The sequence below is a fragment of the Asanoa sp. NPDC050611 genome (assembly GCF_040654855.1).
Classification (GTDB): Bacteria; Actinomycetota; Actinomycetes; order Mycobacteriales; family Micromonosporaceae; genus Asanoa.
Window position 1 is genome coordinate 17,146 of the sequence record NZ_JBFAIU010000013.1, and the last position, 24,364, is coordinate 41,509.

The window sequence follows — 24,364 nt, forward strand, 5'->3', positions numbered from 1 at the left end:
TAACCAAGGTCACCGCCCGCATGCGTCCCGGCGTGCTCAGGCCCACCGATAGGCGTCAGGGGGCGCGGTAGACGGCCAGGTTGACGTCGGTCGCGGCGAGCAGGGGAGTCGGCACCTCGAGCGCCCGGGCGCGGCGCACGAGGTCGCTGATGACGGCCTCGTTCTCGAGCCGGCGGCCTTGGCGCAGGTCGCGGTAGACCGACGAGGTGGTCGGCGCGCCCGGTGCCGTCAGGGTCGCGAAGAGTCGCTTGGCCGCTTCGGGGCGGGGCGGGAAGCCGGCCGCGGTCGCGACCGCTGTCGCCTCGTCGCCGATCGCCGTCGCCAAGTCCGTGCCGCCGGGGACCGCGGTGACGTCACCGACCGTGCCGCGCATCAGACAGGTGACCGCGGTGACGGAGGCGAGGTAGACCCACTTCTCCCACATGTCCGCCTCGATGGTGGTGGAGAGGTCGGACTGGAAGCCCGCTCCGGAGAGGGCTTCGTGGATCTGCCCGGCCCGTGCGTCGCCAGGGGCCAGAGGGCCGTAGCGCATCTCCGCTTTGCCGCCGAGGTGGACGACGTCGCCGTCGTCGGCCAGCTCGGTGACGAGGTAGAGGACGCCACCGTACACATTGGTCGGGCCGAACGCCGCCGTCAGTTTGTCGATGTGTTTCATCCCGTTCAGGAACGGGATGACGGCGGTGTGCGGGCCGACGGCGGGGGAGAAGTCGGTGATCGCGGTGGGCAGGGCGTATGCCTTCACCGCCACGAGGACGATGTCGAAGTTGTCCGTCAGGCGGTCGTGCGTGACCGTGCGGATGTCTACCCGGTCGACGTGGCCGTCGGTGTCCCGGACGCGGAGGCCGCGCTCGGCGAGCTGGTCGGCGCGTGGCGGGCGCACCAGGAAGGTCACGTCCCGGCCGGCTTGGGTCAGCCGCGCCCCGAAGTAGCCACCGGTAGCGCCGGCCCCGATCACCAGAACGCGCATATCGCCTCCAACCCCCGCAGAAGGACACTTCTAGCCTAGTGATCACGCGGGCATCGCCCCTGCTGGAGCCAATCGCCGAGACGGCGCGGGTCGACGGGGACGTGATCAGCCGCGGGTGTCACGCCCGTCGGCACCTCGGCTCGGGATGCTGGCCTTACGGCCGGCGTGTGTCGGAGGCCTCGCCGGGAGCGCAGCGGCTTGAGATTGCGCGGGTCGGCAGGCACGCCGCAGCTGCAGGCTCGCTGGCACTTCGGCTCGGATTCGGGTTTTACGGCCGGCTTGTTTCGGCCCCGAATCCGCCGCGGCTTGAGGCGGCGCGCGATGGACGGCCCCGCCTGCAGGATGGGGCGTCGCGCGGCAGTGGCTGCGCCGGCCCGGCGTGCTGCCAACATCATGATTGATGCGCGACGGTGAGTTTCAAGAAGCCGCGGCGACGGGCAGCGCGGCTACCCCGGTGGGATGCCGTCCATTCCGGATGGTGCTCGGTCTTGACGTTCTGATTGGCTTTCGGGGCAATGTGGCCTGCGTGCTGCTCCACGGGATGACGCGGCACGAAGCTGGGTCCTGGACCTCGACCTCCCCGGATAGCTTCGGGGCGGTCGGGACGCCGATGCCGGCCAGGATCAGCAGTTCCGCCGCGTCGAGGCGTAGCGCGCACGGGAAGCGGCCGTGGCAGTCGGGCATCGCGCATTCGGTGCGGGTCTGTGGGTCTCGGCGGTGGGACAGATAGGTCTGGTTCCACGCGTCGATCTGTGCCTCGTCGGGGCGTTCGCCGAAGAACGTCATCGCCGGCTCCTTCCGGTCCGTGGGCCGTGGTCCGTGGTCCGTGGCAGACAGCGGTCCGGAGACGTGATCACGGACCGCTGCCGCCGCAGGCCCATGACCGTTTCCCGGTGCGGGCAGCGGGGCCCGCCATGACGCTGGGGCGTACCCGGGAAACGGGCATGGCCTTATGGGTCGCCGGGGCGGGTCCTGACGGGTCCGGGCCCGCCCCGGCTCGGAACGGGCGGGTGCCCGAACCGGGGGTTGAAGGAGCCCGTTTTCAAGGGCCAACTCGGAAGCGAGCGCCTTCGTCACACATGCTGCCAGGGCAACTCTGGCACGTCTACATTGCCTCGCAACTTTGGTTAGTCGTCTTGTGGTTGCAAGATTGCAACAGGGGTGATCTACTGGACTGGCCAACCCGGAAGTGAGCCCATGTCCCCCTACAAGCCGGACTACCGACGCGTCGCCGACGACCTCCGCGAGCAGATCAAGGACGGTCGACTGGCGCCGGGCGCCAAGCTGCCGACCAAGCGCGAGATGTGCGCCCAATACGGCGTCAGCAGCCAGACGATCGAGTCCGCCATGCTGGTCCTCAAGACCGAAGGCCTGCTCGACGGGCGTCAAGGCAAGGGCGTCTACGTCGCCCGTCCGGAGAGCGAAGGGTGACCGTCGACCTGATCACGGTCGACGACGTCGAGGCGGCTGCCCGGGCGATCGAGGGCTCGGTGGTGCGCACCACCGTCCTGCCGGCCGCCTGGGCGCCCGGCCTGCACCTCAAGCCCGAGAGCCTGCAGCCCGTCGGCTCGTTCAAGCTCCGCGGTGCCACCAACGCGATCTCGAGACTCACCCCTGAGCAGCGGGCCCGCGGCGTCGTCACCCACTCGTCCGGCAACCACGGCCTGGCGCTCGCCTACGCGGCCCGCGCCGTCGCCGCACCGTGCGTCGTCGTCATCCCGGAGACGGCTCCGGAGATCAAGATTGCCGCGGTACGCGACATCGGCGCCGAGATCGTCATGGTCGCGCCGAGCCAGCGGGCCGCCCGGGCGCAACGGCTGGCCGACGAGCGGGGTCTCACGCTGATCCCGCCGTACGACCATCGCGACATCATCGCCGGCCAGGGCACGGTCGGCCTGGAGATCCTCGCCGACTGCCCGGACGTCGAGGTCGTGCTGGTGCCGGTCGGCGGTGGTGGGCTCGCGTCGGGTGTGGCCACCGCGATCAAGGGCCGCAAGCCGGACGTGAAGGTCTTCGGCGTCGAGCCGGACCTGGCCGCCGATGCCCACGAGTCGCTCGTCCGCGGCACGATGATCACCTGGGACGTGGCCGACCTGATCCGTACGAGCGCCGACGGCCTGCGGGTGCCGCTGAGCGAGCTGACCTTCTCCCACCTGCACGCCAGGCTCGACGGGATCATCACAGTCACCGAAGCGCAGATCACGGCGGCGACCGCGCGGCTGGTGCAGCGGTCCCGACTGGTGGTCGAGCCGAGCGGCGCGGTCGCGACCGCGGCCTTCCTGTTCCGGCGCGACCAGATGCCGCAGGGTCGCACCGTCGCGGTCATCACCGGCGGCAACGTCGACCCGGCCGTGCTGGCGGCCGCCGCGGCCGCCTGAATAACCCACGTCCGGTTTGGGTACTCCACCCGCCGTCCCCCAAATCGAGGAGTGACGGCATGTCCTACCCGACCAGCCCCGCCCGGCCGCGTAGCTCGGCCGCCCGCGTCTGCACCATCGTCGCGTTCGTGTTCGCCGTGCTCGCGGTGCTCATCTGGCCGGCGGTCTTCGGCCTGCTCGGCCTGATCCTGGGCATCGCCGGCGCGATGCTCGGCGACAAGCCGCTCGGCTGGTACGCCGCCGGCGCCAGCGTGGTCGGCTTCCTGCTCGGCCTCGTCCTGACGGCCGCGCTGACCTGAGGTTTGCGAGGGGCCCGTCCAACATGGACGGGCCCCTCGTCACCTCGTCAGTCGGCGAGGCCGACGCGGTCCAGAACCCACGCGGCGATGAACGCCTCGTCCTTCCAGGCGTCGTAGCGGCCGCTCGGCCCGCCGTGGCCCGCGCCCATCTCCGTCTTGAGCAGGTAGTGCCCGCCCGGCGCGGTCGCGCGCAGCCGAGCGACCCACTTGGTCGGCTCGTGATAGAGCACCCGGGTGTCGTTGAGGCTGCTCGCCGCGAGGATCGCCGGGTAGTCCACAGCGGACACGTTCTCGTAGGGCGAATAGGACTTCATGTAGGCGTAGACCTCGGCGTCGGCGAGCGGGTTGCCCCACTCCTCCCACTCCATCACCGTCAGCGGCAGCGACGGGTCCAGGATGGACGTCAGCGGGTCCACAAAGGGCACTTCGGCGACGATCGCGGTGAACGCGTGCGGTGCCAGGTTGGCCACGGCACCCATCAGCAGGCCGCCGGCCGACCCGCCGCGGGCGACCAGCCGGTCCGGCGAGGTCCAGCCGGCCTTGGCGAGGTGCTGGGCGCAGGCGACGAAGTCGCTGAACGTGTTCTTCTTGGCCAGCAGCTTGCCGTCCTCGTACCAGTGCCGGCCCAGCTCGCCACCGCCGCGCACGTGCGCGACCGCGAACACCATGCCACGGTCCAGAAGCGACAGTCGGGGCACCGAGAACCACGGGTCCATCGACGCCTCGTACGAGCCGTAGCCGTAGAGCACGCAGGGCGCCGAGCCGTCGCGCGGTGTGCCCTTGCGCCGGATCAACGAGATCGGGACGCGGGTGCCGTCGTCGGCGAGCGCCCACTCGCGGTGCTGCTCGTACTCGGCCGGGTCGAACTCGCGGCCGTCCGGGCCCGGCTTGACGGGCTTGCGCTTGCGCAGGATCAGCTCGCCGGTGGCCAGGTCGTAGTCGTAGACCGACTCCGGCGTGGTCAGTGACGTGTAGCGCAGGCGTACGAGGCCGGTCTGGTATTCGGGGTTGGCGTCGATGTTGACGCTGTAGATGGGCTCCGGGAAGCGCATGTCGTAGCCGTCGGTCTCGCCCAGCGGCAGGATCCGCAGCCCGGACAGGCCGTCGCGGCGCAGCGAGATGACCAGGTGCTCGGCGAACGCGTCGACCGACTCGAGCCGGGTGCCGGGCTGGTGCGGCACCATCGTGGCCCAACCCGTCGGATTGTCCACAGAGGTGTACGCCAGCTCGAAGTCCTCGGCGCCGTCGTTGTGCAGGATCAGGAACCGGTGGCCGTGATGCTCCACCGAGTACTCGATGCCCTGCCGGCGCGGCGCGATCAGGGCCGGCTCCGAGGTGGGGTCGTCCGACGGGATCACCCGCACCTCGCTGGTGATCTTGCTGCCCGCCTCGATCAGGATGTAGCGCTGCGAGCGCGTCAGGTCGACGCCGACCCAGAAGCGCTCGTCGAGCTCCTCGTACACGATGACGTCTTCGCTCGTCGGCGTGCCGACCGTGTGCCGCCAGACGCGATAGGGGCGCCAGGCGTCGTCGACCGTGAGATAGAAGAGCGTGCCGCCGTCGTACGACCAGGCCGTGCCGTAGAAGGTGTCCGGCACCTCGTCGGCGAGCACCTCGCCGGACCGCAGGTCCTTGATCTTCAGCGTGAAGCGCTCGTCGCCGGTGAAGTCGGTCGAGTAGGCGAGCCGGTCGCCGTCGGGGCTCACGTCGAACGCGCCGAGCGCGAAGAACTCGTGGCCGTCGGCGAGCGCGTTGCCGTCGAGCAGGATCTCCTCGCCGGGCAGCGGGGCGCCGTCGCCGGTCGCGGGCGGCGTCGTCTGCGCGGGGTCGGCGAGCGGGATCCGGCAGTAGATCGGGTACTGCTGGCCCTCGACGGTGCGGGTGTAGTACCAGAAACGGCCCATCCGGTACGGCACGGAAAGGTCGGTTTCCTGGGTGCGCATGCGGATCTCGCCGAACAGCTTCTCGCGCAGGCTGGCGAGATGCGCGGTCTTCGCCTCCGTGTACGCGTTCTCGGCCTTGAGGTAGCCGAGCGTGTCGGGATCGTCTTTTTCCGCGAGCCAGGCGTACTCGTCGACGACGGTGTCGCCATGGTGCGTGCGCTCGTGGGGTACGCGCTTCGCGACAGGGGCAGTTGGCTCGTCGGTCACGCGCTCACGCTACCCGGCCGGCCCTGCAAGGGCGTTGCGGGTCGTTCGAACATGTGTACGATTGAGCGCATGGCGACGCCGGGCAGCTTCGACGTGGGGCAGCGCCTGGCAGCCATTTGCGGGCCTGGGTTCGCGCGGGAGGCCGGGCCCGCCGACGAGGTCGCGGGCGTGCCGGCGCGGTGGGTGGCCGCGCCCGGCACGGTCGAGGCGGCTGCCGCGGTGCTGGCGCTCGCCGCCGCCCACGACCTGGCGGTGGTCCCACGCGGAGCGGCGACCAAGGTCGACTGGGGCGGGGCGCCCGACCGGCTCGACGTGGTCGTCGACACGGGCCGCCTGGCCGGGATCTGGCACCGGGATCCAGGCGAGCTGAGCGTGGAGGTCGGTGCGGGCACGCCGGTGCGCGCGGTGCAGGCCGCGCTCGGGCAGCGCGGCCTGCGGCTGGCCTGCGACCCGCGCTCGATCGGCGCGACCCTCGGCGGCGTCCTGGCGGCGGACGAGTCGGGTCCGCTGCGGCACCGCTACGGAAGCCCGTGCGAGCAGGTCATCGGGGTCTCCTATGTCGACGCCGAGGGCCGCCTGCAACATGCCGACGGGTGGTCCATGCGCGGTGCTGACGGGCCGGGCCTCAACCAGGTGCTGTGCGGCTCGCACGGCGCGCTGGCCCTGCTGGTCTCGGCGACACTGCGCACGCAGGCCGCGCCGGCGGCCCGCGTGTGGGTGACGCGGTCGGTGTGGACCCCGCTGGAGGTCCACGACCTGGTCCGCCAGGCGTTGGCGGCATCCGTGGCCCCGTCGGCGATCGAGGTCGACCTGCCGGCGCACCGCGCGAACCTGATCCCACGGCAGCGCAGCCGCCAGGGCCCGGGCACGGTGGCTCTGCTGCTGGAAGGTCCGCGGGTCGACGTCCTCGACCGCGCGGAGCAACTGATCGGTGTGCTCGGCGGCGACGCCCGCGCGGTGGAGACGCCGCCGCGATGGTGGCACCGCTACCCGTTCGAGCCGGGCGAGGTCGCGCTGCGGTTGACGGTCCCGATCAGCGACCTGCACGCGGCGATCTACGCCTTACGCGACGCGGTCGGCGGCCCGGTCCCGGTCCGCGGCGCCGCCGGCATCGGTGTCGTGCACGCCGCCCTACCGGCAAGCCTGGGCGCCGAGCGGGTGTCGGCCATCCTGACGGCGGTGCGTGGGGTGCTGCTGTTCAGGGGCGGCACGTGCGTGGTGACGTCGGCGCCGCCGCTGGTCCGGCAGCAGATCGACATGTGGGGGCCGCTGGCCGCCCTACCGACGCTGAGGGAGGTGAAGGACCGCTTCGACCCACACCGCCGCCTGGCCCCCGGCCGCTACATCGGCGGCCTCTGACACCGCCGCCGACGCCGACGCCGAGGTCAGGTCCGGTCGCCCTTCTTGCCCGGGGCGACGATCTCGTTGACCAGGCCGTATTCGCGCGCCTCTTCGGCCGTCAGCTGCCGCCCGCGGGACAGGTCGTCCTCCACGCGGTTCCGTGGCTGGCCGGTGGCCTCGGCGATGCGGACGATCAGGTCGTCGAGGGCGCGGAGGTGCTGGCCGGCGGCGTTGGCCACGTCCTCCGCGTTGCCGGAGATGCCGGCCGTGCGGGGTTCGCGTAGGCGGAAGCGGGTGTGCGGGAACGCCTTGCGGTGCGGGGCGACCGCGTAGAGGCCGATCGCGGCGCCGCCGATCTCGGCGGTGGCCAGGGCGTGTACCGGCGCGTGCATGATGTCGAGGGCGTCGATGATCGCGAAGACCGCGTCCAGGTCGCCGTCGGGGCTGCGGAGGTGCAGTTCCACCGGGTCCGGGCCCTGGGCGTCGAGGGTCAGCAGCGCCGCCGCGGTGCGGGTGGCCGCCGCGCCGTTCACGGTGCCTTGCAGGATCACGATGCGCCGGTCGAAGAGCTTCTCCTCCAGCCACGGCGCCAGCGGCGGGCTGCCCTCCGCGGGCTGCTGCTCTTGCCACTGTGGCTGCCCGGGCGGTAGGTGCCAGCGTCGCGGTTGGTCGTCGAGCGGCATCGTTGATCCCCTCCGTCGCACGCCGGCGCGGTTCAGCGCGGAACGGCCGCCTAGGCGCCGTCACCGGTCCGGCCGCGAAGCCACTCGACAAAGACAGCAGTCGGCGGCCCTACCGCCGACGCTATACCGGTCGAGCCGCCGCGGCGCGTCCGTTCGCAGCCGGCGAACATCCACAACGGTCAGCATCGCGGGCGGCCGCGCTGGTCCAAAGAGCGTCAAGGTCCCAGACCCGCACGACCGTGCGCCGCCGACCGACCCAGGTTGGTGCGACGGCATTGGTCCAGGCCGTGGCCGCGTTCTGGGCCGGGCTTGTCCCGATAGCGTGTGGCCTGGCGCCGGATCCGCGCGACCGTGTGCCACCGGCCATGGCGTGAAGGCATCGGTGAGGGGCCCGGGCCGTGATCCAAGCCAAAGCGTCACGCCGGGGCGACCGGTGGGTTCAGCGGACCATCGTCCGGGCCGCTCGACGACGTGCGGGTCGGTGCGGCACCGCCCGGTCGGGCGTCGTCGCTCAACTTTTCCGCTGTGACCTTGCCGCCCGGATGGAACAGCGCGAAACACAACGCCACGAACAAGGCGACCGCCATTCCGTAGAAGACCACCCGGCTGGCTTCCGCGTAGTCGCGTTGGATGGCCGCGAACGTCGCCTCCCGGATCGACGGCGGTAACGCATCCGCGGACGTGCCCGCGCCCGTCGACGACATCAGCGAGTTCGCCGCCGCGGTCGCGTCCGCGCCCGGGACGCCCAGGCCCGTCAGCGACGTGGTTATCTTGTCCCGCCCCACCTGCAACAGCACCGTGCCGAGAATTGCCAGGCTCAGGCTCGACCCGTAGTTGCGCAGCGTCTGGGTGATGCCCGTGACCTCCCCGTACGACGCGTTGATCGCGCGGTTGACCGCGTCCGTGCTTGCCGGGCCCAGGAAGAAGCCGATGCCCGCTCCGGACAGCACGATCCAGTACCACTGGCTGCTTTCGTCCAATGTGGTCAGCGACCGCGCCCAGAAGGCGAAGCCGATCGTGCCCAGCACGCAGCCCAGGATGACCGGGCGCCGCGCGCCGCCGGTGTCCAGCATGCGGCCGCCGATCTGCGCCGCCACCACGAAGCCGCCGAAGAAGATCAGCAAATACAGGCCCGCGCCGCTGGCGGACTGGCCGAGGGAGATCTGCGAGTAGACGCTCGCGAAGAAGAACAGCGGCACGAACGCCATCAGGCCGAAGAAGAGCACCGCGTTGTCGATCGTGAACGCGCGGTCCTGGAAGATCCGCACCTTGATCAGCGGGACCGGCGTCCGCAACTCGACCAGCACGAACACCACCAGGATCGCGAACCCGGCGACGATGCACAGCCACGTCCGCCAGCTGTCCCAACCCCACGAGCTGGCCTGCTGCAGGCCCAGCACGCTCAGCGCCATGCCCGCGACGATCAAGCCGGCGCCGCGCCAGTCGAGCTTCTCGCGCCGGTGCGCCGGGTTCACCCGGGCCAGCCAGGTGAGCACAATCGCGATGATCGCCACGGGTACGTTCACCCAGAAGATCGCCCGCCAGGTGTACTGCGTGAGCCAGCCGCCCAGGATCGGGCCGATCGCCGTCAGGCCGCCGCTGATGCCGAAGAAGATCGCCAAGGCCCGGCCCCGCTGCCGCAGCGGGAACGCGGCCACCACGATCGCGAGCGCGGCCGGGAACAGCAGCGCGGCGCCGAAGCCCTGGATGACCCGGAAGATGATCAGCCACGCCTCGGCCGCGTCGCCCGCCGGGGTCGCGCCGCAGAGGGCCGAGGCGACCGCGAAGATCGTGACGCCGATGAGCACCATCCGCCGGTGGCCGAGGATGTCGGCGAGCCGCCCGCCGAACGCGAAGAACGCGGACAGCGACAGCAGGTAGCCGTTGATCACCCACTGGATCGCGGCCGCGGAGACACCGAGCTCGCCGGAGATGTCGGGCACGGCGATCGACACGATCGTCTGGTCGATGAACGTCATCGCGACCGCGAACACCATCGCCGCGAGCGCGGTGTACTTGTTCGAACCGGGTTCGACGGCGCTGGTCACCAAGTCACGCTAAACGGACAAAGCCCTCACACACTGGAGACCGGCCGAGGAGATCACCGAGGTCTCGAAGCCGGCGTCGGAGAAGCGGGCGGCGGTACGCGCGGCGATCTCGTCGGACCGCCCCGGCGTCGGACCCCGCCCCCAGCAGGCGAACATCGCACCGCCCGGCACCAGGAGCCGCCGCAGCAGCGCCAGTTCCTCCCGGGCCGGCGAGGTCCAGAACAGGTTCACGTTGATCGAGAAGATCTTGTCGAACCCGCCCAGCTCACCGACGCCGTCGAAAGTGAACGGCGCCTGGAGCACGGTCAGCCGGCCCGACTCGACGCACGAACCGTTCCGGGCGAGCGTGCGCCGCACCGCCGTCAGCGACCGGTCGATCGCCGTCAGCGAACCGGTCACGAGCCGACCGCAGACCAGCGCGGCCGCCGTACCCCCGCCGCAGCCGATCTCCATGATCCGTTCATCGGAACCCGGATCAACCTGGTCCACCGACCACCGGATCCGCTCCATCGCAGACCTACCCGGGCACGAAGTCGTTCCGCAGGACCAGGATCGCGATGTCGTCCCGGGGCGTGTCGGCGGAGAACCCGATCACGGCGGTCTTGAGCCGCGCGGCCACCACATCCGCCGAGTAGCCGGCGAGCGGCGCCGCGGCGTCCCGCAGTCGCTCGGGGCCGAACAGGTCGCGGCCGCGCCGCCGCTCGGTCACGCCGTCGGTGTAGAAGACCAGCGCGTCGCCCGGGCGCAGGGTCAGCTCGGCCACCGGCGTCGCGACGTCGTCGAGGAGGCCGAGCGCCGTGCCGCCCGTACCCACGAAGCTGGCTCGTCCGTCCGCGCGCACCGCGACGGGCCGGTCGTGGCCCGCCAGGTGCAGCGAGACGGCCAGGGCGCCGTCGCCGGAGGCGGCCGGGCCGACCGCGGCGAGCGCCAGCGTGCAGTAACGGCCGCCGCCGCGCTCGACGAGCGTCTCGTTGAGCCGGTGCAGGGCCTCGGGCAGCGGCCGCGCGTCGTGCACCAGCACCCGGATCACGTCGCGGACGAGCCCGGTGACCGCCGCCGCGGGGACGCCCTTGCCGGACACGTCGCCGACGACGACGAGCCAGCGATCATCGGTGAGCGGCACCACGTCGTAGAAGTCGCCGCCGACCTCGGCCGCGTCGCCGGTCGGCACGTACTCGGCGGCGAAGCCGATGCCCTTGACCACCGGCAGCACGGGCGGCAGCAGCGACTGTTGCAGCGTGTGCGCGACCTTGCGGCGCTCTTCGTGGATCCGCGCGTTCTCGATCGCGAGCCCGGCGCGCCGCGCCACGTCCTCGATCACGGCGATCTCGTCCGGGTCGTGCCGATGGCGCTGGTGCCGGCCGACCGCGAGAGTGCCGAGCCGCTGCCCGCGCGCCACGAGCGGCACCGCGAAACCTTCCATCGGCGCGCCGAGCGGCACCTGCGACTCGGTCCGCGACGCCTCGCGCAGCCGCGCCAACATCGACTCGGGCCCGGTCTCCGCGAGCACCGCGTGCAGCCGCGCCAACATCGACTCGTCGGCGTGGCTGGCCGCCGCGAGGTGCAACCGCCCCCACTCGTCGGTGGTGTGCACGGCGCACCACTGCCCGAGCCGCGGCACGACCAACTGCGGGATCAGCGCCATTGTCAGGTGTACGTCCAGCGACTGCGCCAGCAACTCGCTCGCCTCGGCGAGGAACGTGAGCCAGCTCTGCCGGCGCAGGTCGGCCCGGCGGAGGCGGTCGTTCTCGACGTAGAGCGACAGCCGCTCGGTGACGAGCGCGGCCAGCGGCTGCGCGTAGGTCGACGGCGCGGCGTCAAGCTCAAGCTCGCCGCTGTAGGGCCGGTTGACGGCGAGCGGCATTCGCACCAGATCGTCGTCGGGCCGGGGCGTGCGGCCGTAGCGGGCCAGCACCCGGGAACCGGCGCCGTCGCCACGGTCGAGCCGGACGATGCCACCGGCGGCACCGACCATCTCGGCGACCCGGGCGAGCAGGTCGCTGGCGAAGTCGGGGAGCGGGTCATCGGAGTAGGCGTCCGGCGAGGTCTGGCTGAGGGCGGCCATCTCAGTGGCGGTGGGCGTCGGCCCGGGCGCCACCGCGGTCACCACGGGCGGGCTGCCGAGCGCGGCGCCGGTGGCGAGCTGCCTGGGCACGACCGCGTGCGGCGCCTCGGCGGCCTCCGCCCGGTCGAGCCGAAACCAGACACCCTTGCGCGCGCCCTCGTGGATGGTGCCCCAGCGCGACGCGAAGTGATCGACCAGAAGGAGCCCACGCCCGCGTTCCGAAATCTCCGACAAATCAGAAACATCCGGCCGGGGTCGAACCAACACGGTCTCGATCGGCCCACCGGCGAAGTCGGTGACGGTGACGGTCAGCCCGATTGAGTCGGCGGCGACCTCGATGTCGAGCTCGGTCCCGGCGTGCACGACCGCGTTGGTGGACAGCTCGGTGGTCAGCAGCAGGGCTTCGTTGCTGAGGTCGTCGAGCCCGGCTTCGGCCAGCACAGCCCGCACCAGGGCCCGCGCGGCAGCCGGTGTGCGCCGGTCGGCCGGCAGCCGCACATGACGGACGTGCTCGACCCGGCCCGCGACGACCTCCCCTGACACGCTTAGCATCCTGCCCCGAAGCGACGGAATGTTCCAAGCCGCCCGGTCTGGTCCGTACCCGTGGCCACACGCCCCCCATGCGCCGAAAGCCACAACAGGATGACCCCGATCAGCCCTCCGCGCTGACCCGTTCCCCAACCAACCGCCCCCACACGCAGGCGCGGCCCGCAACCTCTGGCGCCGGGCGAGGGCCGCCCAACGGGCGCTCCGACGGACCGGCGACCGCCGACCCGCGGACACCGCGGCCCAGCGGTCTCCAGGCCGCCGCGGCCCGTTGGGTTCCGGCGCGGACCGGGCCGCCGCAGACCGGGAGTAGCGGTCGCCAAGGCCGCTGCGGAGCGTTGGGCCGCAGCCGCCAAAGCCGCAGACCGGTGGGTCCGGCGCGGGCGCGGGGGTGGCGTGGTGTCGGCAATCATGTCAGGTGTCTGATATGCGGCAATCGGCGGTTCGGGCGCGTCTGGCGGTCGGTTCGGGGCGGCTGGCAGGGTGGTCGAGGTGGCTAAATGTTCCTGGGCGTCCCGTCTGGTCGCCCTAATCCCGACCCACGGCCTCGCGCCCGCCATGCGGCAAAGGCCATGATGGGAAGGCTGCCGGCGGCCTCCCCCCGTCGACAACCTCCCGAGCAGACCGAGCGAGGAACCCCATGACCACGGCGAAATCAACCACCGCCGCGGAGCAGTCCGCCGCCGACGACAAGCAGAGCCAGGCCGAGAACCGGCGTCAGCTCGAAGAGTTGGCCGAAGCACTGCGTCGGGTCGCGCGTGGCGATCTCAAGGTGCGCCTGGCCCGGCGGGCCGGGCTGGCCGGCGAGGTGGCCGACGCCTTCAACGACGTCGTCGCCATGCAGGAGCGGCAGCACCTCGACGTGCGCCGGATCAGCCGGATCGTCGGTCGCGACGGTCGGCTCACCGAGCGGCTCGACGAGGAGGGCTACGACGGGTCGTGGGCGGAGAGCCAGCGTGCGATCAACTCGCTGATCGACGACCTGGGCCGGCCGACCACCGAGATCGCCCGCGTCATCGTGGCCGTCGCCGACGGCGACCTCAGCCAGCACATGGCGCTGGAGATGGACGGCCGCCCGCTGCGCGGTGAGTTCCTGCGCATCGGCCGCACGGTCAACACGATGGTCGACCAGCTCTCCAGCTTCTCCAACGAGGTCACCCGGGTGGCCCGCGAGGTGGGCACCGAGGGTGAGCTGGGCGGCCAGGCCGACGTCCGTGGCGTCGCCGGCACCTGGAAGGACCTCACAGACTCGGTCAACACGATGGCGAGCAACCTGACCCACCAGGTCCGCTCGATCTCCGCGGTGGCGACCGCCGTGGCCCGCGGCGACCTGAGCCAGAAAATCACCGTGAGCGCCCGCGGCGAGGTCGCCGCGCTGGCCGACACCATGAACTCGCTCACCGACACGCTGCGGCTGTTCGCCGAGCAGGTCACCCGCGTGGCCCGCGAGGTGGGCACCGAGGGCAAGCTCGGCGGCCAGGCGGCCGTACCCAACGTGGCCGGCACGTGGAAGGATCTCACCGACTCCGTCAACTCGATGGCGTCGAACCTGACGGCCCAGGTCCGCAACATCGCCCAGGTGAGCACGGCGGTCGCGAACGGCGACCTCTCCCAGAAGATCACGGTGGCCGCGCAGGGCGAGATCCTGGAGCTGAAGGACACCGTCAACACGATGGTGGACCAGCTGTCGAGTTTCGCCGACGAGGTCACCCGGGTGGCCCGCGAGGTGGGCACCGAGGGCAAGCTCGGCGGTCAGGCCCAGGTCCGCGGCGTCTCCGGCACCTGGCGCGACCTCACGGAGAACGTGAACCAGCTCGCCGGCAACCTGACCAGCCAGGTCCGCAACATCTCCCAGGTGTCCACCGCGGTCGCGAAGGGCGACCTGAGCCAGAAGATCACCGTCGACGCCCGCGGCGAGATGCTGGAGCTGAAGAACACCGTCAACACGATGGTGGACCAGCTGAGCAGCTTCGCCGACGAGGTCACCCGCGTCGCCCGCGAGGTCGGCACCGAGGGCAAGCTCGGCGGCCAGGCCCAGGTGAAGGGCGTCTCCGGCACCTGGCGCGACCTCACCGACAACGTCAACTCGATGGCGTCCAACCTGACCAGCCAGGTCCGCAACATCGCGTCCGTCACCACGGCGGTCGCGAAGGGTGACCTCGGCCAGAAGATCACGGTGGACGCCCGCGGCGAGATCCTCGAGCTCAAGTCGACGGTCAACACGATGGTCGACCAGCTGTCCAGCTTCGCCGACGAGGTCACCCGCGTGGCCCGCGAGGTCGGCACCGAAGGCAAGCTCGGCGGTCAGGCCCAGGTCCGCGGCGTCGCGGGCACCTGGCGCGACCTGACCGACAACGTGAACTTCATGGCGTCCAACCTGACGAGCCAGGTCCGCAACATCGCCCAGGTCTCCACGGCGGTGGCCCGCGGCGACCTGAGCCAGAAGATCACGGTGGACGCGCAGGGCGAGATCCTGGAGCTGAAGAACACGGTCAACACGATGGTCGACCAGCTGTCGAGCTTCGCCGACGAGGTCACGCGCGTGGCCCGCGAGGTCGGCATCGAGGGTCAGCTCGGCGGTCAGGCCCAGGTCCGCGGCGTCGCGGGCACCTGGCGCGACCTGACCGACAACGTGAACTCGATGGCGTCCAACCTGACCAGCCAGGTCCGCAACATCGCGTCCGTCACCACGGCGGTCGCGAAGGGCGACCTCGGCCAGAAGATCACGGTCGACGCGCAGGGCGAGATCCTGGAGCTGAAGAACACGGTCAACACGATGGTCGACCAGCTCTCCAGCTTCGCCGACGAGGTCACCCGGGTCGCCCGCGAGGTCGGCATCGAGGGCAAGCTCGGCGGCCAGGCCCAGGTGAAGGGCGTGTCCGGCACCTGGCGCGACCTGACCGACAACGTCAACCAGCTCGCCTCGACGCTGACCACGCAGCTCCGCGCGATCGCCGGCGTGTCGACGTCCGTCACCAGGGGCGACCTGACCCAGCGCATCACCGTCGAGGCGCAGGGCGAGGTCGCCGACCTCAAGGACAACATCAACCAGATGATCGTCACCCTGCGCGAGACCACGAAGAAGAACGCCGAGCAGGGCTGGCTCGACTCCAACGTGGCCCGGATCGGCGGCCTGCTGCAGGGCCAGCGCGACCTCGGCGAGGTCTGCCGCATGATCATGACCGAGGTCACCCCGCTGGTCGACGCCCAGCTCGGCGCGTTCTTCCTCGCCGACACCGACGAGGGTGTGGTCCGGCTGCGGCTGACCGCCTCGTACGGCTACGTCGCCCGCGACCACCACGTCGTCTTCGGCCCGGGCGAGGGGCTGGTCGGCCAGGCGGCGCTGTCCCGCCGCCCGATCCGGGTCGGCGCCGAGCCCACCGGCACGCTCACGCTGCGCTCCGGGATGCTCGACGCCCGCCCACGCGACCTGGTCGTGCTGCCGGTGCTGTTCGAGGGCGAGGTGCTCGGCGTCATCGAGTTCGCCTGCATCGACGCGTTCTCGGACCTGCACCTCACGTTCCTGGAGCGGCTCGTCGCCACCATCGGCGTGGCCCTCAACACGATCCAGGCCAACCGGCGCACGGAGGAGCTGCTGGCCCAGTCGCAGCGGCTCGCGCACGAGCTGCAGGAGCAGTCGGCCGAGCTGCAGCGCACCAACAACGAGCTGGAGGAGAAGGCGAAGCTCCTCTCCGACCAGAACATCAACATCGAGACGAAGAACCAGGAGATCGAGCTGGCCCGGATCGGCCTGGAGGAGAAGGCGCGGCAGCTCTCCGCCGCAAGTGCGTACAAGACCGAGTTCCTCGCCAACATGAGCCACGAGCTGCGTACGCCGCTCAACTCGCTCCTACTACTAGCCCGGCTGCTGGCCGACAACCCGGACGAGAACCTGACCGCCAAGCAGATCGAGTTCGCCCGCACCATCCACAGTGCGGGGTCGGACCTGCTCTCGCTGATCGACGACATCCTGGACCTGTCGAAGATCGAGGTCGGCCGGATGGACGTCGAGCCGACGGAGCTGCGGTTCGACGAGATCCGGGGGTACGTCGAGCAGGCGTTCGCGCCACAGGCCGAGGACAAGGGCCTGCGCTTCGTGGTCGAGACCGGGCCGGACCTGCCGGAGATGCTGATCACGGACGCCCAGCGGCTCCAGCAGATCCTGCGCAACCTGCTCTCGAACGCGGTCAAGTTCACCGACACGGGTGAGGTGGCGCTGCGCATCCAGACCGCCGAGCCGAGCCCGGACCTCGACGTCCCGGCGCTGCAGGCGGCCCGCACCGTGTTCGCCTTCTCGGTCACCGACACCGGCATCGGGGTGCCCGACGACAAGCTGAGCCTGATCTTCGAGGCGTTCCAACAGGCCGACGGCACCACCAGCCGGCGGTACGGCGGCACCGGGCTGGGCCTGTCGATCAGCCGCGACCTGGCCCGGCTCATCGGCGGCACGATCACGGTGGTCTCCGAGCCCGGTGTGGGTTCGACGTTCACGCTGCTCGTGCCCGATGTGCTCGCGCCCGACGCGGTCGTCGCGCCGATGCCGGCGCCCGCGCCGCCGCGCAGCACCGTGCCGCCGCTGCTGCGTCCCACGACCGAGACCGTGCGGCAGCCGAGCGCGGCCAGCCGGGCCCTGGACGGCGCCACCGTGCTGATCATCGACGACGACGTCCGCAACGTCTTCGCCCTGACCAGCGCGCTGGAGCTGCACGGCATGTCGGTGCTCTACGCCGACAACGGCGGCGACGGCGTGCGCGCGCTGGCCGAGCACCCGGAGGTCGACATCGTGCTGATGGACGCGATGATGCCCGACCAGGACGGATACGAGACCACCCGGGTGATCCGGCGCAACCACCACAACGCGGGCCTGCCGGTGGTGTTCCTGACCGCCAAGGCGATGCCCGGCGACCGCGAGTCCGCGATCGCGGCCGGCGCGACCGACTACATCACCAAACCGGTCGACCTCGACGAGCTGATCGACCTGATGGCGAGCTGGGTGCACGGCACCGCCGACCGCACGAGCCAGGAAGGCGGGCAGCTTGACCGTTAGGGTGGGACGGTGAGTGGCACCGCGAAAGCACTGCTGGTCGACGACCGCAAGGAAAACCTCCTCGCGTTGGAGGCGATCCTGCAAGGGCTGCCGGTGAAGTCAGTGGCGGTCGAAAGTGGCGAGGCGGCGCTGAAACAGCTGCTGGTCGACGACTTCGCCGTGATCCTGCTGGACGCCCAGATGCCGGACATGGACGGTTTCGAGACGGCCAACCACATCAAGCGCCGCGAGCGGACCCGGCACGTGCCGATCATCTTCCTCACCGCGGCCGACCGGGACGCGCAACTCGCGCTGCGTGGTTACGCGGCGGGTGCGGTCGACTACTTGACGAAGCCGTTCGATCCCTGGGTGCTCCGTGCCAAGGTCTCGGTCTTCGTCGACCTGTGGACGAAGAGTCGCCAACTCGCCGCGCACAGTGAGGACGTGCGCGAGCGCGAGGCGCGCTGGAAGAGCCTGGCCGAGGCGGTCGACGCGGCCACCGCGCTGCTGCGCAGCGGCGAGGAGGGCTCGCGCGACCGGGCGATCGCGATGCTGGAGCAGGCCCGCTGGGGCTAGGCGCCAGCCTCAGCTGGAAGGCTCGTTGTTCTTGACCATGAGCGCGGAGCGTACGCCGGTGATGTCGAGCACCCGCATCAGAAAGTCACCGACGTTGGTCAGGATCAACACGCTCTGTGCGTCCCGCGCCTTGCGGCTGAGCACGACGAGCGTGCCGAGGCCGGTGGAGTCGCAGAACGTGACGCCGGCGAGATCGAGGGTGATCCGTGGCGTCGGCTCGGTCAGAACCTCGGTGATCGCGTTCACCAACCGGTTGCCGGTGAGCATGTCAATCTCGCCGGCGAGACTCAGCACGACCTCTTCGGGCGTGCGTCGCACGGCGATGGACAGCTCCGGTCGATCCACGCTAGGAGCCTATCGCGATCTCCCGGGACCGGCCTGTCGAGCGTCAGCCGTAGGGGCGCCTGGCTGCCATCTCCTACACGCTGTCAGAATGGCAGCACCGTGACCGAAACATATTCGGCCGGCCCCGGTCGGTACTCGCCCGACGCGCCGGCATCCGAGGCCCTGTTCCGCCGCGCCCGAGAGCTGACCCCGGGCGGGGTGAACTCCCCTGTGCGCGCGTTCCGCGCGGTCGGCGGCACCCCCCGCTTCATGGTCCGCGGCGAGGGTCCCTGGCTGTTCGACGCCGACGACCGCCGCTATCTCGACCTCGTCTGCTCGTGGGGTCCGCTGATCCACGGGCACGCCCACCCGGCTGTGGTCGACGCCGTCCAGGCGGCCGCCGCCCGCGGCACGAGCTTCGGCACGCCCACCCCGGGCGAGGTCGAACTGGCCGCCGAGATGGTCGCCCGCACCCCGATCGACCAGGTGCGCCTGGTGAACTCCGGCACCGAGGCGACGATGTCGGCGATCCGGCTGGCCCGCGGCTTCACCGGCCGGCCGAAGATCGTCAAGTTCGCCGGCTGCTACCACGGCCACGTCGACGCGCTGCTGGCCTCCGCCGGCTCCGGCGTCGCCACGTTCGCGCTGCCCGACTCGCCGGGCGTCACCGGCGCCGCGGCGGCCGACACGATCGTGCTCCCGTACAACGACCTCGCCGCGGTCGAGGCGATCTTCGCCAAGGACGGCGCCGAGATCGCGGCCGTGATCACCGAGGCCGCGCCCGGCAACATGGGCGTGATCGCGCCGCGGGACGGGTTCAACGCGGGCGTCGCCCGGATCGCGCACGCCAACGGCGCGCTGTTCGTCGTCGACGAGGTGATGACCGGCTTCCGCGTCTCGAGGTCCGGCTGGGCCGGCATCGAGGAGACCGGCGCCGACCTGTTCACCTACGGCAAGGTGATGGGCGGCGGGCTGCCGGCCGCGGCGTTCGGCGGCCGGGCCGAGATCATGGAGAAGCTGGCCCCGGCCGGGCCGGTGTACCAGGCCGGCACGCTGTCCGGGAACCCGCTCGCCTGCGCCGCCGGCCTCGCCTCGCTGCGGCTCGCCGACGACGCCGTCTACCGTCGCCTCGACGAGACCGCGGGCACCGTGGGCAAGCTCGCCGCCGAGGCGCTCGCCGGCGCCGGCGTGCCGCACCGGCTCTCGTACGCCGGCAACATGTTCTCGATCTTCTTCACCGACGCCGACGTGGTCGACTTCGACGGCGCCCGCGCCCAGAACGTGCCCGCCTTCAAGGCGTTCTTCCACGCGATGCTCGACGCCGGCGTCTACCTCCCGCCGAGCGCGTTCGAGTCGTGGTTCGTGTCAGCGGCGATCGACGACGCCGCTCTCGAGGTGTTGGCCGCGGCCCTGCCGGGCGCGGCGCGGGCGGCGGCGGACGCGGGGGGCGCGAGTTGACGACGACGGTGGTGCACGTGCTGCGGCACGGCGAGGTGCACAACCCAGACAAGATCCTGTACGGGCGCCTGCCCGGCTTCAAGCTCAGCGAGCTGGGCGCGCAGATGGCCAAAGCCGCCGCGCAGGCCCTCGCCGACCGCGACGTCACGCACGTCGTGGCCAGCCCGCTGGAGCGCGCCCAGGAGACCGCCGAGCCGATCGCGGCCCAGTTCGGCCTCCCGGTCGCGGTCGACGAGCGGCTGATCGAGAGCGGCAACTGGTTCGAGGGCAAGCGGGTCTCGCCCGGCGACGGCTCGTTCCGTGACCCGCGCAACTGGTGGGTGCTGCGCGACCCGCTGACCCCGTCCTGGGGCGAGGCCTACCGGGCGATCGCGGAGCGGATGTTCGCCGCCGTGCACGCCGCCCGGGTCGCCGCCGAGGGGCACGAGGCCGTCTGCATCTCGCACCAACTGCCGATCTGGACCCTGCGGCGGTACGTCGAGCGCAAGCGGCTCTGGCACGACCCGCGCAAGCGCCAATGTGGACTGTGCAGCCTGACCTCGTTCCACTTCGACGGCGCCAAGGTGGTCGGCATCGGCTACTCGGAGCCGGCCGCGCATCTGGTCGCGCTCTCGCCCAACGCGCGCCACGCCAAGGGCGCCTGACGTGCGCCGTCGCGGGCTCCTCGTCGGGATAGCGGTCGCCGTGTTCGCGGTGGCCGCCGTCGTGTACGTGGTCGCCGGCCGCGGCGGTGACAGCTGGAAGGACCTCTGCTCGACCTCCAGCGAGGGCTTCATCGAGTGCGCCGCCGGCAAGCGCCCGTCCGCCCCGGCGGTCGAAGGCGAACTGCTCGAAGGCGGCTCCTACGACTCGGCGGCCAGCGCCGGCAAGGTCGTCGTCGTCAACTTCTGGGGCTCCTGGTGCGCGCCCTGCCGGGCCGAGATCGACGACCTGGAGAACGTGTACGAGGCGACCAAGGCGAAGGGTGTCGACTTCCTCGGCATCAACATCCGCGACAACCGGGACGCCGCGCTCGCGTTCCACAACCAGCGCGTCGCGTACCCGAGCGTGTTCGACCCGTCGAGCAAGCTCGCGCTCGGCTTCGAGATCCCGCCGAACTCCATCCCCGCCACGATCATCCTCGACCGGTCCGGCGACATCGCGTACGTGATCCGCCGCGCCGTCACCCAGCAGCAGTTGGAGCCGATCGTCGAGCGGGTCGCCGCCGAGGCGTCCTGATGGGCGAGACGTTCGAGAATCTGGCCACCGGCGGCCCGCTGCTCTTCGCGATCGGCGGCGCCGCACTGGCCGGGCTGGTCAGCTTCCTCTCGCCGTGCGTGCTCCCGCTCGTGCCCGGCTACCTGTCGTACGTCACCGGCCTGGCCGGCTCGGAGCTCGAGCGCAAGGTGCGCGAGCGGAGCCGGGTGCTGGCCGGGACCATGCTGTTCATCGTCGGCTTCACCACCGTGTTCGTGCTGGTCGCGGTGCTGGTCAGCCGGGTCGGCTGGGTGATGGTCGAGCACCGCCGGGTGCTGGAGATCGTGGTCGGCTCGCTGATCATCGTGCTGGCGCTGGCGTTCCTCGGTGTGATCCCTGGCCTGCAGCGCGAGCTGCGGATCCAGGCGCTGCCCAAGGCGGGCCTGCTCGCGGCGCCGGTCTTCGGCGCGGTCTTCGCGCTGTCCTGGGTGCCGTGCGTCGGCCCGACCATGGGCGCGGTGCTGCTGCTGGCCAGCACCTCGGGGCAGGCCGACCGGGCCGTCGTGCTCGCGGTCGCGTACTGCCTCGGGCTGGGCATCCCGTTCGTGGTCTTCGGGCTGTTCTTCACCCGGCTGCTCGGGCTGTTCAAGCTGATCCGACGCAACAGCAGGTGGGTGACCCGGGTCGGCGGCGCGCTGCTGATCCTAATCGGGCTGGCGCTGGTCACGGGCGGCTGGAACAGTTTCCTGATCTGGCTGCAGACCAGCGTCGGCGTCGGGAAGATCGGCATCTGATGACCGCGACCGAGACGCGACCCGCCCCGCCGGAGGCACCCCGCCCGTCCGGCTGGGGCGGCTTCCTGTTCGGCGTCGCCCGCGGTCTCTGGCGGCAGCTCACCAGCATGCGGACGGCGCTCGTGCTGCTCTTCCTGCTGGCCGTCGCGTCGATCCCGGGCTCGGTGCTGCCGCAGAGCAACGTCGCGATCGAGCAGGTGCAGCAGTACTACCGCGAGCACCCGACGCTCGCGCCGTGGATCGAGAAGGTCGACGGCTTCAACGTCTTCGGCTCCGCCTGGTTCGCGGCGATCTACCTGCTGCTGTTCACGTCGTTGATCGGCTGCGTGATCCCGCGCCTGCGCGACCACTACCGCGCGATCCGCTCCGTACCCCCGAACGTGCCTGCCCGGCTCGACCGGTTGCCGCAACACGACACGGTCGACGACTACGCCGGCGACATCGACGGGGTGGCCGCCGCGCTGCGCAAGCAGCGCTGGCGCGTCGCGGTCCGCGGCGACACGGTCTCGGCCGAGAAGGGCTACCTCAAGGAGACCGGCAACCTGATCTTCCACTTCTCGCTGATGGCGGTGCTGGTCGCCGTCGCGCTCGGCTCCTGGTACGGCTGGCACGGCAACCGCATCCTGGTCGCCGGCAAGGACACGAGCTTCTGCAACAGCCTGCAGCAGTACGACGAGTCGAAGCTCGGCCCACGCGTCGACGAGGGGAAGCTGCCGCCGTTCTGCCTGACGCTCGAGGACTTCACGGCGACGTACCAGCCGAGCGGGCAGCCCAAGGAGTTCCGCGCGTCGGCGACCGTCGAGGGCGACGGGCCGACCCGCAAGACGAGCTTCTCGGTCAACGACCCGCTGCGGCTCGACGGCGCCTCGGTCTACCTGCTCGGCCACGGCTACGCGCCGATCCTGAGCTACACCGACCGGTTCGGTAAGACGCAGACCAAGGAAGGCCCGTTCCTCTCGACCGACGAGATGCAGACCAGCACCGGCGCGATCTCGTTCCCGGACGCCAACGTCGACCCGGCGACCGGCAAGCGCGACCCGTCGCTGCAGATGGGCTTCGACGGGATCTACCTGCCGACCGCGCCGGACCAGCCGCCGTTCGTGACGTCGCGGTTCCCGGCGGAGAACAACCCCGCCCTGATGCTCACCGCCTATCGCGGCAACCTGGGCCTCGACGCGGGCATCCCGAGTTCGGTGTACCGGCTCGACCAGGGGCAGATCGACGCGGGCCGGCTCAAGCCCGTCGGCGAGCCCAAGTTGCTGCGGCCCGGCGACACCTGGACGCTCGACGACGGTTCGACGGTGCGGTTCGTCGGCACGAAGGAGTACGCGACGCTGTCCGTGCGGCACGACCCCGGCCAGGGCATCGCGCTGGTCGCGGCGGTGCTCGCGCTCGGCGGGCTGATGGGCTCGCTGTTCGGAAAGCGCCGGCGCGTCTTCTTCCGACTGACTTCCCCGTCTCCGACGTCCAGTAGTAGATTGCTCGAAGCCGGTGGGCTGCCGCGCACCGACTACCCCGGCTTCGCCGAGGAGTTCGCTTCGACCGTCGCCGCCGTGAGAGAGAAGAAGACCTGATGGCCGCCTTGTCGGACGCGCTGCTTGTGGTGGCCATGCTCGGCTACCTCGTCGCGATGATCTGCTACGCCGCCGTGTACGCGTTCGGCGACCGCGGTGTCGTCGCTCGCGTGGCGACGCGAGAGCTGGTGGGCGCCGGCGGCCCGCCGGTGGTCGAGGTGATCGAAGAGGTCAAGAAGCAGGCTCCGCCGCCGGGCCGCGGGCTCTGGGCGGGCCGGATCGCCGCCGCGGTGCTGGTGCTCGCGGGCGCCGCGCAGTTCGGCTCGCTGGTCTTCCGCGGCGTCGCGGGCGATCGGCTCCCCTGGGGCAACATGTACGAGTACGTCCTCGCGGCCACCTCGGTCGCCGCGGTGGCGTGGATCGTCGTGATGGTCCAGCGTCCGGCGCTGCGCCACCTGGGCCTCTACGTCGCGCTGACCCAGGTGGTCCTGCTGGGCGTCGCCGCCCTGTTCCTCTACGTGCCGGTCGGCCCGCTGGTGCCGGCGCTGGACTCGTACTGGCTGGCGATCCACGTGACCGCCGTGGCCATCTCGTCGGGCGTGTTCCTGATCGGCTTCGTGCCGGCGGGCCTGTTCCTGATCCGCTCCGGCTGGGACAAGGGTCGCGCCGGGTTCCCGTTCAGCCTGGGCGAGCGCCTCCCCTCGGCGGCGGTCCTGGAGCGCCTCTCGTTCCGCCTGCACGCGTTCGCGTTCCCGATCTGGACCTTCGGCGCGCTGATCGCGGGCCCGATCTGGGCGGAGTCGGCGTGGGGCCGCTACTGGGGCTGGGACCCGAAGGAGGTCTGGGCGTTCATCTCCTGGATCGTCTACGCGGGCTACCTGCACGCCCGGGCGACACCGAGCGTCAAGAAGACCACGGCGACCTGGATCGCGGTGCTCGGCTTCCTGACGATGCTGATGAACCTGTTCGGCGTCAACATCTTCTTCACGGGCCTCCACTCCTACGGCGGCCTCTGATCG

At 71.2% G+C, this 24,364-nt stretch carries 20 protein-coding genes; 12 read left to right on the forward strand and 8 right to left on the reverse strand.

Features of this window, described 5'->3' with window-relative positions; translation table 11 throughout:
• Positions 1–55: 55 nt before the first annotated feature.
• Positions 56–967 carry a ketopantoate reductase family protein gene (locus tag AB0H87_RS03885; protein WP_360139133.1) on the reverse strand — a complete coding sequence of 304 codons (912 nt, stop codon included), beginning with the start codon at positions 965–967 and terminating at the stop codon, positions 56–58.
• Between the two features lie 417 nt (positions 968–1,384).
• Entirely contained in the window at positions 1,385–1,753 is a 369-nt protein-coding gene (locus AB0H87_RS03890) for a hypothetical protein (protein ID WP_360139136.1), read from the reverse strand.
• Between the two features lie 411 nt (positions 1,754–2,164).
• On the opposite strand from AB0H87_RS03890, the gene AB0H87_RS03895 reads away from it, so the two are divergent.
• The 3 genes from AB0H87_RS03895 to AB0H87_RS03905 are packed head-to-tail and all read left to right on the forward strand — an operon-like array spanning position 2,165 to position 3,644.
• A complete protein-coding gene (locus AB0H87_RS03895) occupies positions 2,165–2,398 on the forward strand; it encodes a winged helix-turn-helix domain-containing protein (RefSeq protein WP_089252336.1) in 234 nt (77 codons plus the stop codon).
• Complete coding sequence (locus AB0H87_RS03900) at positions 2,395–3,345, forward strand: threonine/serine dehydratase (protein WP_360139140.1); 951 nt, start codon at positions 2,395–2,397, stop codon at positions 3,343–3,345. The genes AB0H87_RS03895 and AB0H87_RS03900 overlap by 4 nt, the downstream gene beginning before the upstream one ends.
• Before the next feature lie 59 nt (positions 3,346–3,404).
• Positions 3,405–3,644: a hypothetical protein gene (locus tag AB0H87_RS03905; RefSeq protein WP_360139143.1), complete on the forward strand. Its 240-nt coding sequence runs from the start codon at positions 3,405–3,407 to the stop codon at positions 3,642–3,644.
• A 47-nt stretch (positions 3,645–3,691) separates the two neighbouring features.
• Here AB0H87_RS03905 and AB0H87_RS03910 read toward each other — a convergent pair whose 3' ends face one another.
• A complete protein-coding gene (locus AB0H87_RS03910; protein ID WP_360139146.1) occupies positions 3,692–5,794 on the reverse strand; it encodes a S9 family peptidase in 2,103 nt (700 codons plus the stop codon).
• Positions 5,795–5,863: 69 nt separating this feature from the next.
• Here AB0H87_RS03910 and AB0H87_RS03915 point away from each other — a divergent pair, with 69 nt between their 5' ends.
• The gene (locus tag AB0H87_RS03915; protein ID WP_360139149.1) at positions 5,864–7,153 is read left to right on the forward strand and encodes an FAD-binding oxidoreductase; all 1,290 of its coding nucleotides are present in this window, start codon (positions 5,864–5,866) and stop codon (positions 7,151–7,153) included.
• A 26-nt stretch (positions 7,154–7,179) separates the two neighbouring features.
• On the opposite strand, the gene AB0H87_RS03920 is transcribed toward AB0H87_RS03915, so the two are convergent.
• The 4 genes from AB0H87_RS03920 to AB0H87_RS03935 all read right to left on the reverse strand — a co-directional run bounded on the left by AB0H87_RS03920 (position 7,180) and on the right by AB0H87_RS03935 (position 12,474).
• Positions 7,180–7,818, reverse strand: coding sequence for an ATP-dependent Clp protease proteolytic subunit (locus AB0H87_RS03920; RefSeq protein WP_360139152.1), 639 nt, complete (start codon positions 7,816–7,818; stop codon positions 7,180–7,182).
• A 416-nt stretch (positions 7,819–8,234) separates the two neighbouring features.
• The gene (locus AB0H87_RS03925) at positions 8,235–9,866 is read right to left on the reverse strand and encodes an MFS transporter (RefSeq protein ID WP_360139155.1); all 1,632 of its coding nucleotides are present in this window, start codon (positions 9,864–9,866) and stop codon (positions 8,235–8,237) included.
• A gap of 9 nt (positions 9,867–9,875) precedes the next feature.
• Positions 9,876–10,376: a class I SAM-dependent methyltransferase gene (locus AB0H87_RS03930; protein WP_360139158.1), complete on the reverse strand. Its 501-nt coding sequence runs from the start codon at positions 10,374–10,376 to the stop codon at positions 9,876–9,878.
• 7 nt (positions 10,377–10,383) lie between these two features.
• On the reverse strand, positions 10,384–12,474 hold the full coding sequence (locus tag AB0H87_RS03935) for a SpoIIE family protein phosphatase (protein WP_360139161.1): 2,091 nt from the start codon (positions 12,472–12,474) through the stop codon (positions 10,384–10,386).
• Positions 12,475–13,117: 643 nt separating this feature from the next.
• Here AB0H87_RS03935 and AB0H87_RS03940 point away from each other — a divergent pair.
• Both AB0H87_RS03940 and AB0H87_RS03945 read left to right on the forward strand, forming a co-directional pair.
• Complete coding sequence (locus AB0H87_RS03940) at positions 13,118–17,524, forward strand: HAMP domain-containing protein (protein ID WP_360139164.1); 4,407 nt, start codon at positions 13,118–13,120, stop codon at positions 17,522–17,524.
• A gap of 9 nt (positions 17,525–17,533) precedes the next feature.
• Entirely contained in the window at positions 17,534–18,079 is a 546-nt protein-coding gene (locus AB0H87_RS03945; RefSeq protein WP_360139167.1) for a response regulator, read from the forward strand.
• 9 nt (positions 18,080–18,088) lie between these two features.
• Here the strand turns inward: AB0H87_RS03945 and AB0H87_RS03950 are convergent, their stop codons facing one another.
• The gene (locus tag AB0H87_RS03950; RefSeq protein WP_360139170.1) at positions 18,089–18,424 is read right to left on the reverse strand and encodes an STAS domain-containing protein; all 336 of its coding nucleotides are present in this window, start codon (positions 18,422–18,424) and stop codon (positions 18,089–18,091) included.
• A gap of 99 nt (positions 18,425–18,523) precedes the next feature.
• Between AB0H87_RS03950 and hemL the strand changes: the two genes are divergently transcribed.
• The 6 genes from hemL (at position 18,524) to ccsB (ending at position 24,361) form a co-directional block, all read left to right on the forward strand.
• Complete coding sequence (gene hemL, locus AB0H87_RS03955; protein WP_360139173.1) at positions 18,524–19,861, forward strand: glutamate-1-semialdehyde 2,1-aminomutase; 1,338 nt, start codon at positions 18,524–18,526, stop codon at positions 19,859–19,861.
• Entirely contained in the window at positions 19,858–20,505 is a 648-nt protein-coding gene (locus AB0H87_RS03960; protein WP_360139176.1) for a histidine phosphatase family protein, read from the forward strand. Before hemL ends, AB0H87_RS03960 begins: the two co-directional genes overlap by 4 nt.
• Positions 20,506–20,566: 61 nt before the next feature.
• The gene (locus AB0H87_RS03965; RefSeq protein ID WP_360139224.1) at positions 20,567–21,079 is read left to right on the forward strand and encodes a TlpA disulfide reductase family protein; all 513 of its coding nucleotides are present in this window, start codon (positions 20,567–20,569) and stop codon (positions 21,077–21,079) included.
• On the forward strand, positions 21,079–21,831 hold the full coding sequence (locus AB0H87_RS03970) for a cytochrome c biogenesis protein CcdA (RefSeq protein WP_360139179.1): 753 nt from the start codon (positions 21,079–21,081) through the stop codon (positions 21,829–21,831). Before AB0H87_RS03965 ends, AB0H87_RS03970 begins: the two co-directional genes overlap by 1 nt.
• The gene (locus AB0H87_RS03975) at positions 21,831–23,405 is read left to right on the forward strand and encodes a cytochrome c biogenesis protein ResB (protein WP_360139182.1); all 1,575 of its coding nucleotides are present in this window, start codon (positions 21,831–21,833) and stop codon (positions 23,403–23,405) included. The genes AB0H87_RS03970 and AB0H87_RS03975 overlap by 1 nt, the downstream gene beginning before the upstream one ends.
• A complete protein-coding gene (ccsB, locus tag AB0H87_RS03980; protein WP_360139185.1) occupies positions 23,405–24,361 on the forward strand; it encodes a c-type cytochrome biogenesis protein CcsB in 957 nt (318 codons plus the stop codon). The genes AB0H87_RS03975 and ccsB overlap by 1 nt, the downstream gene beginning before the upstream one ends.
• Positions 24,362–24,364: the final 3 nt, after the last annotated feature.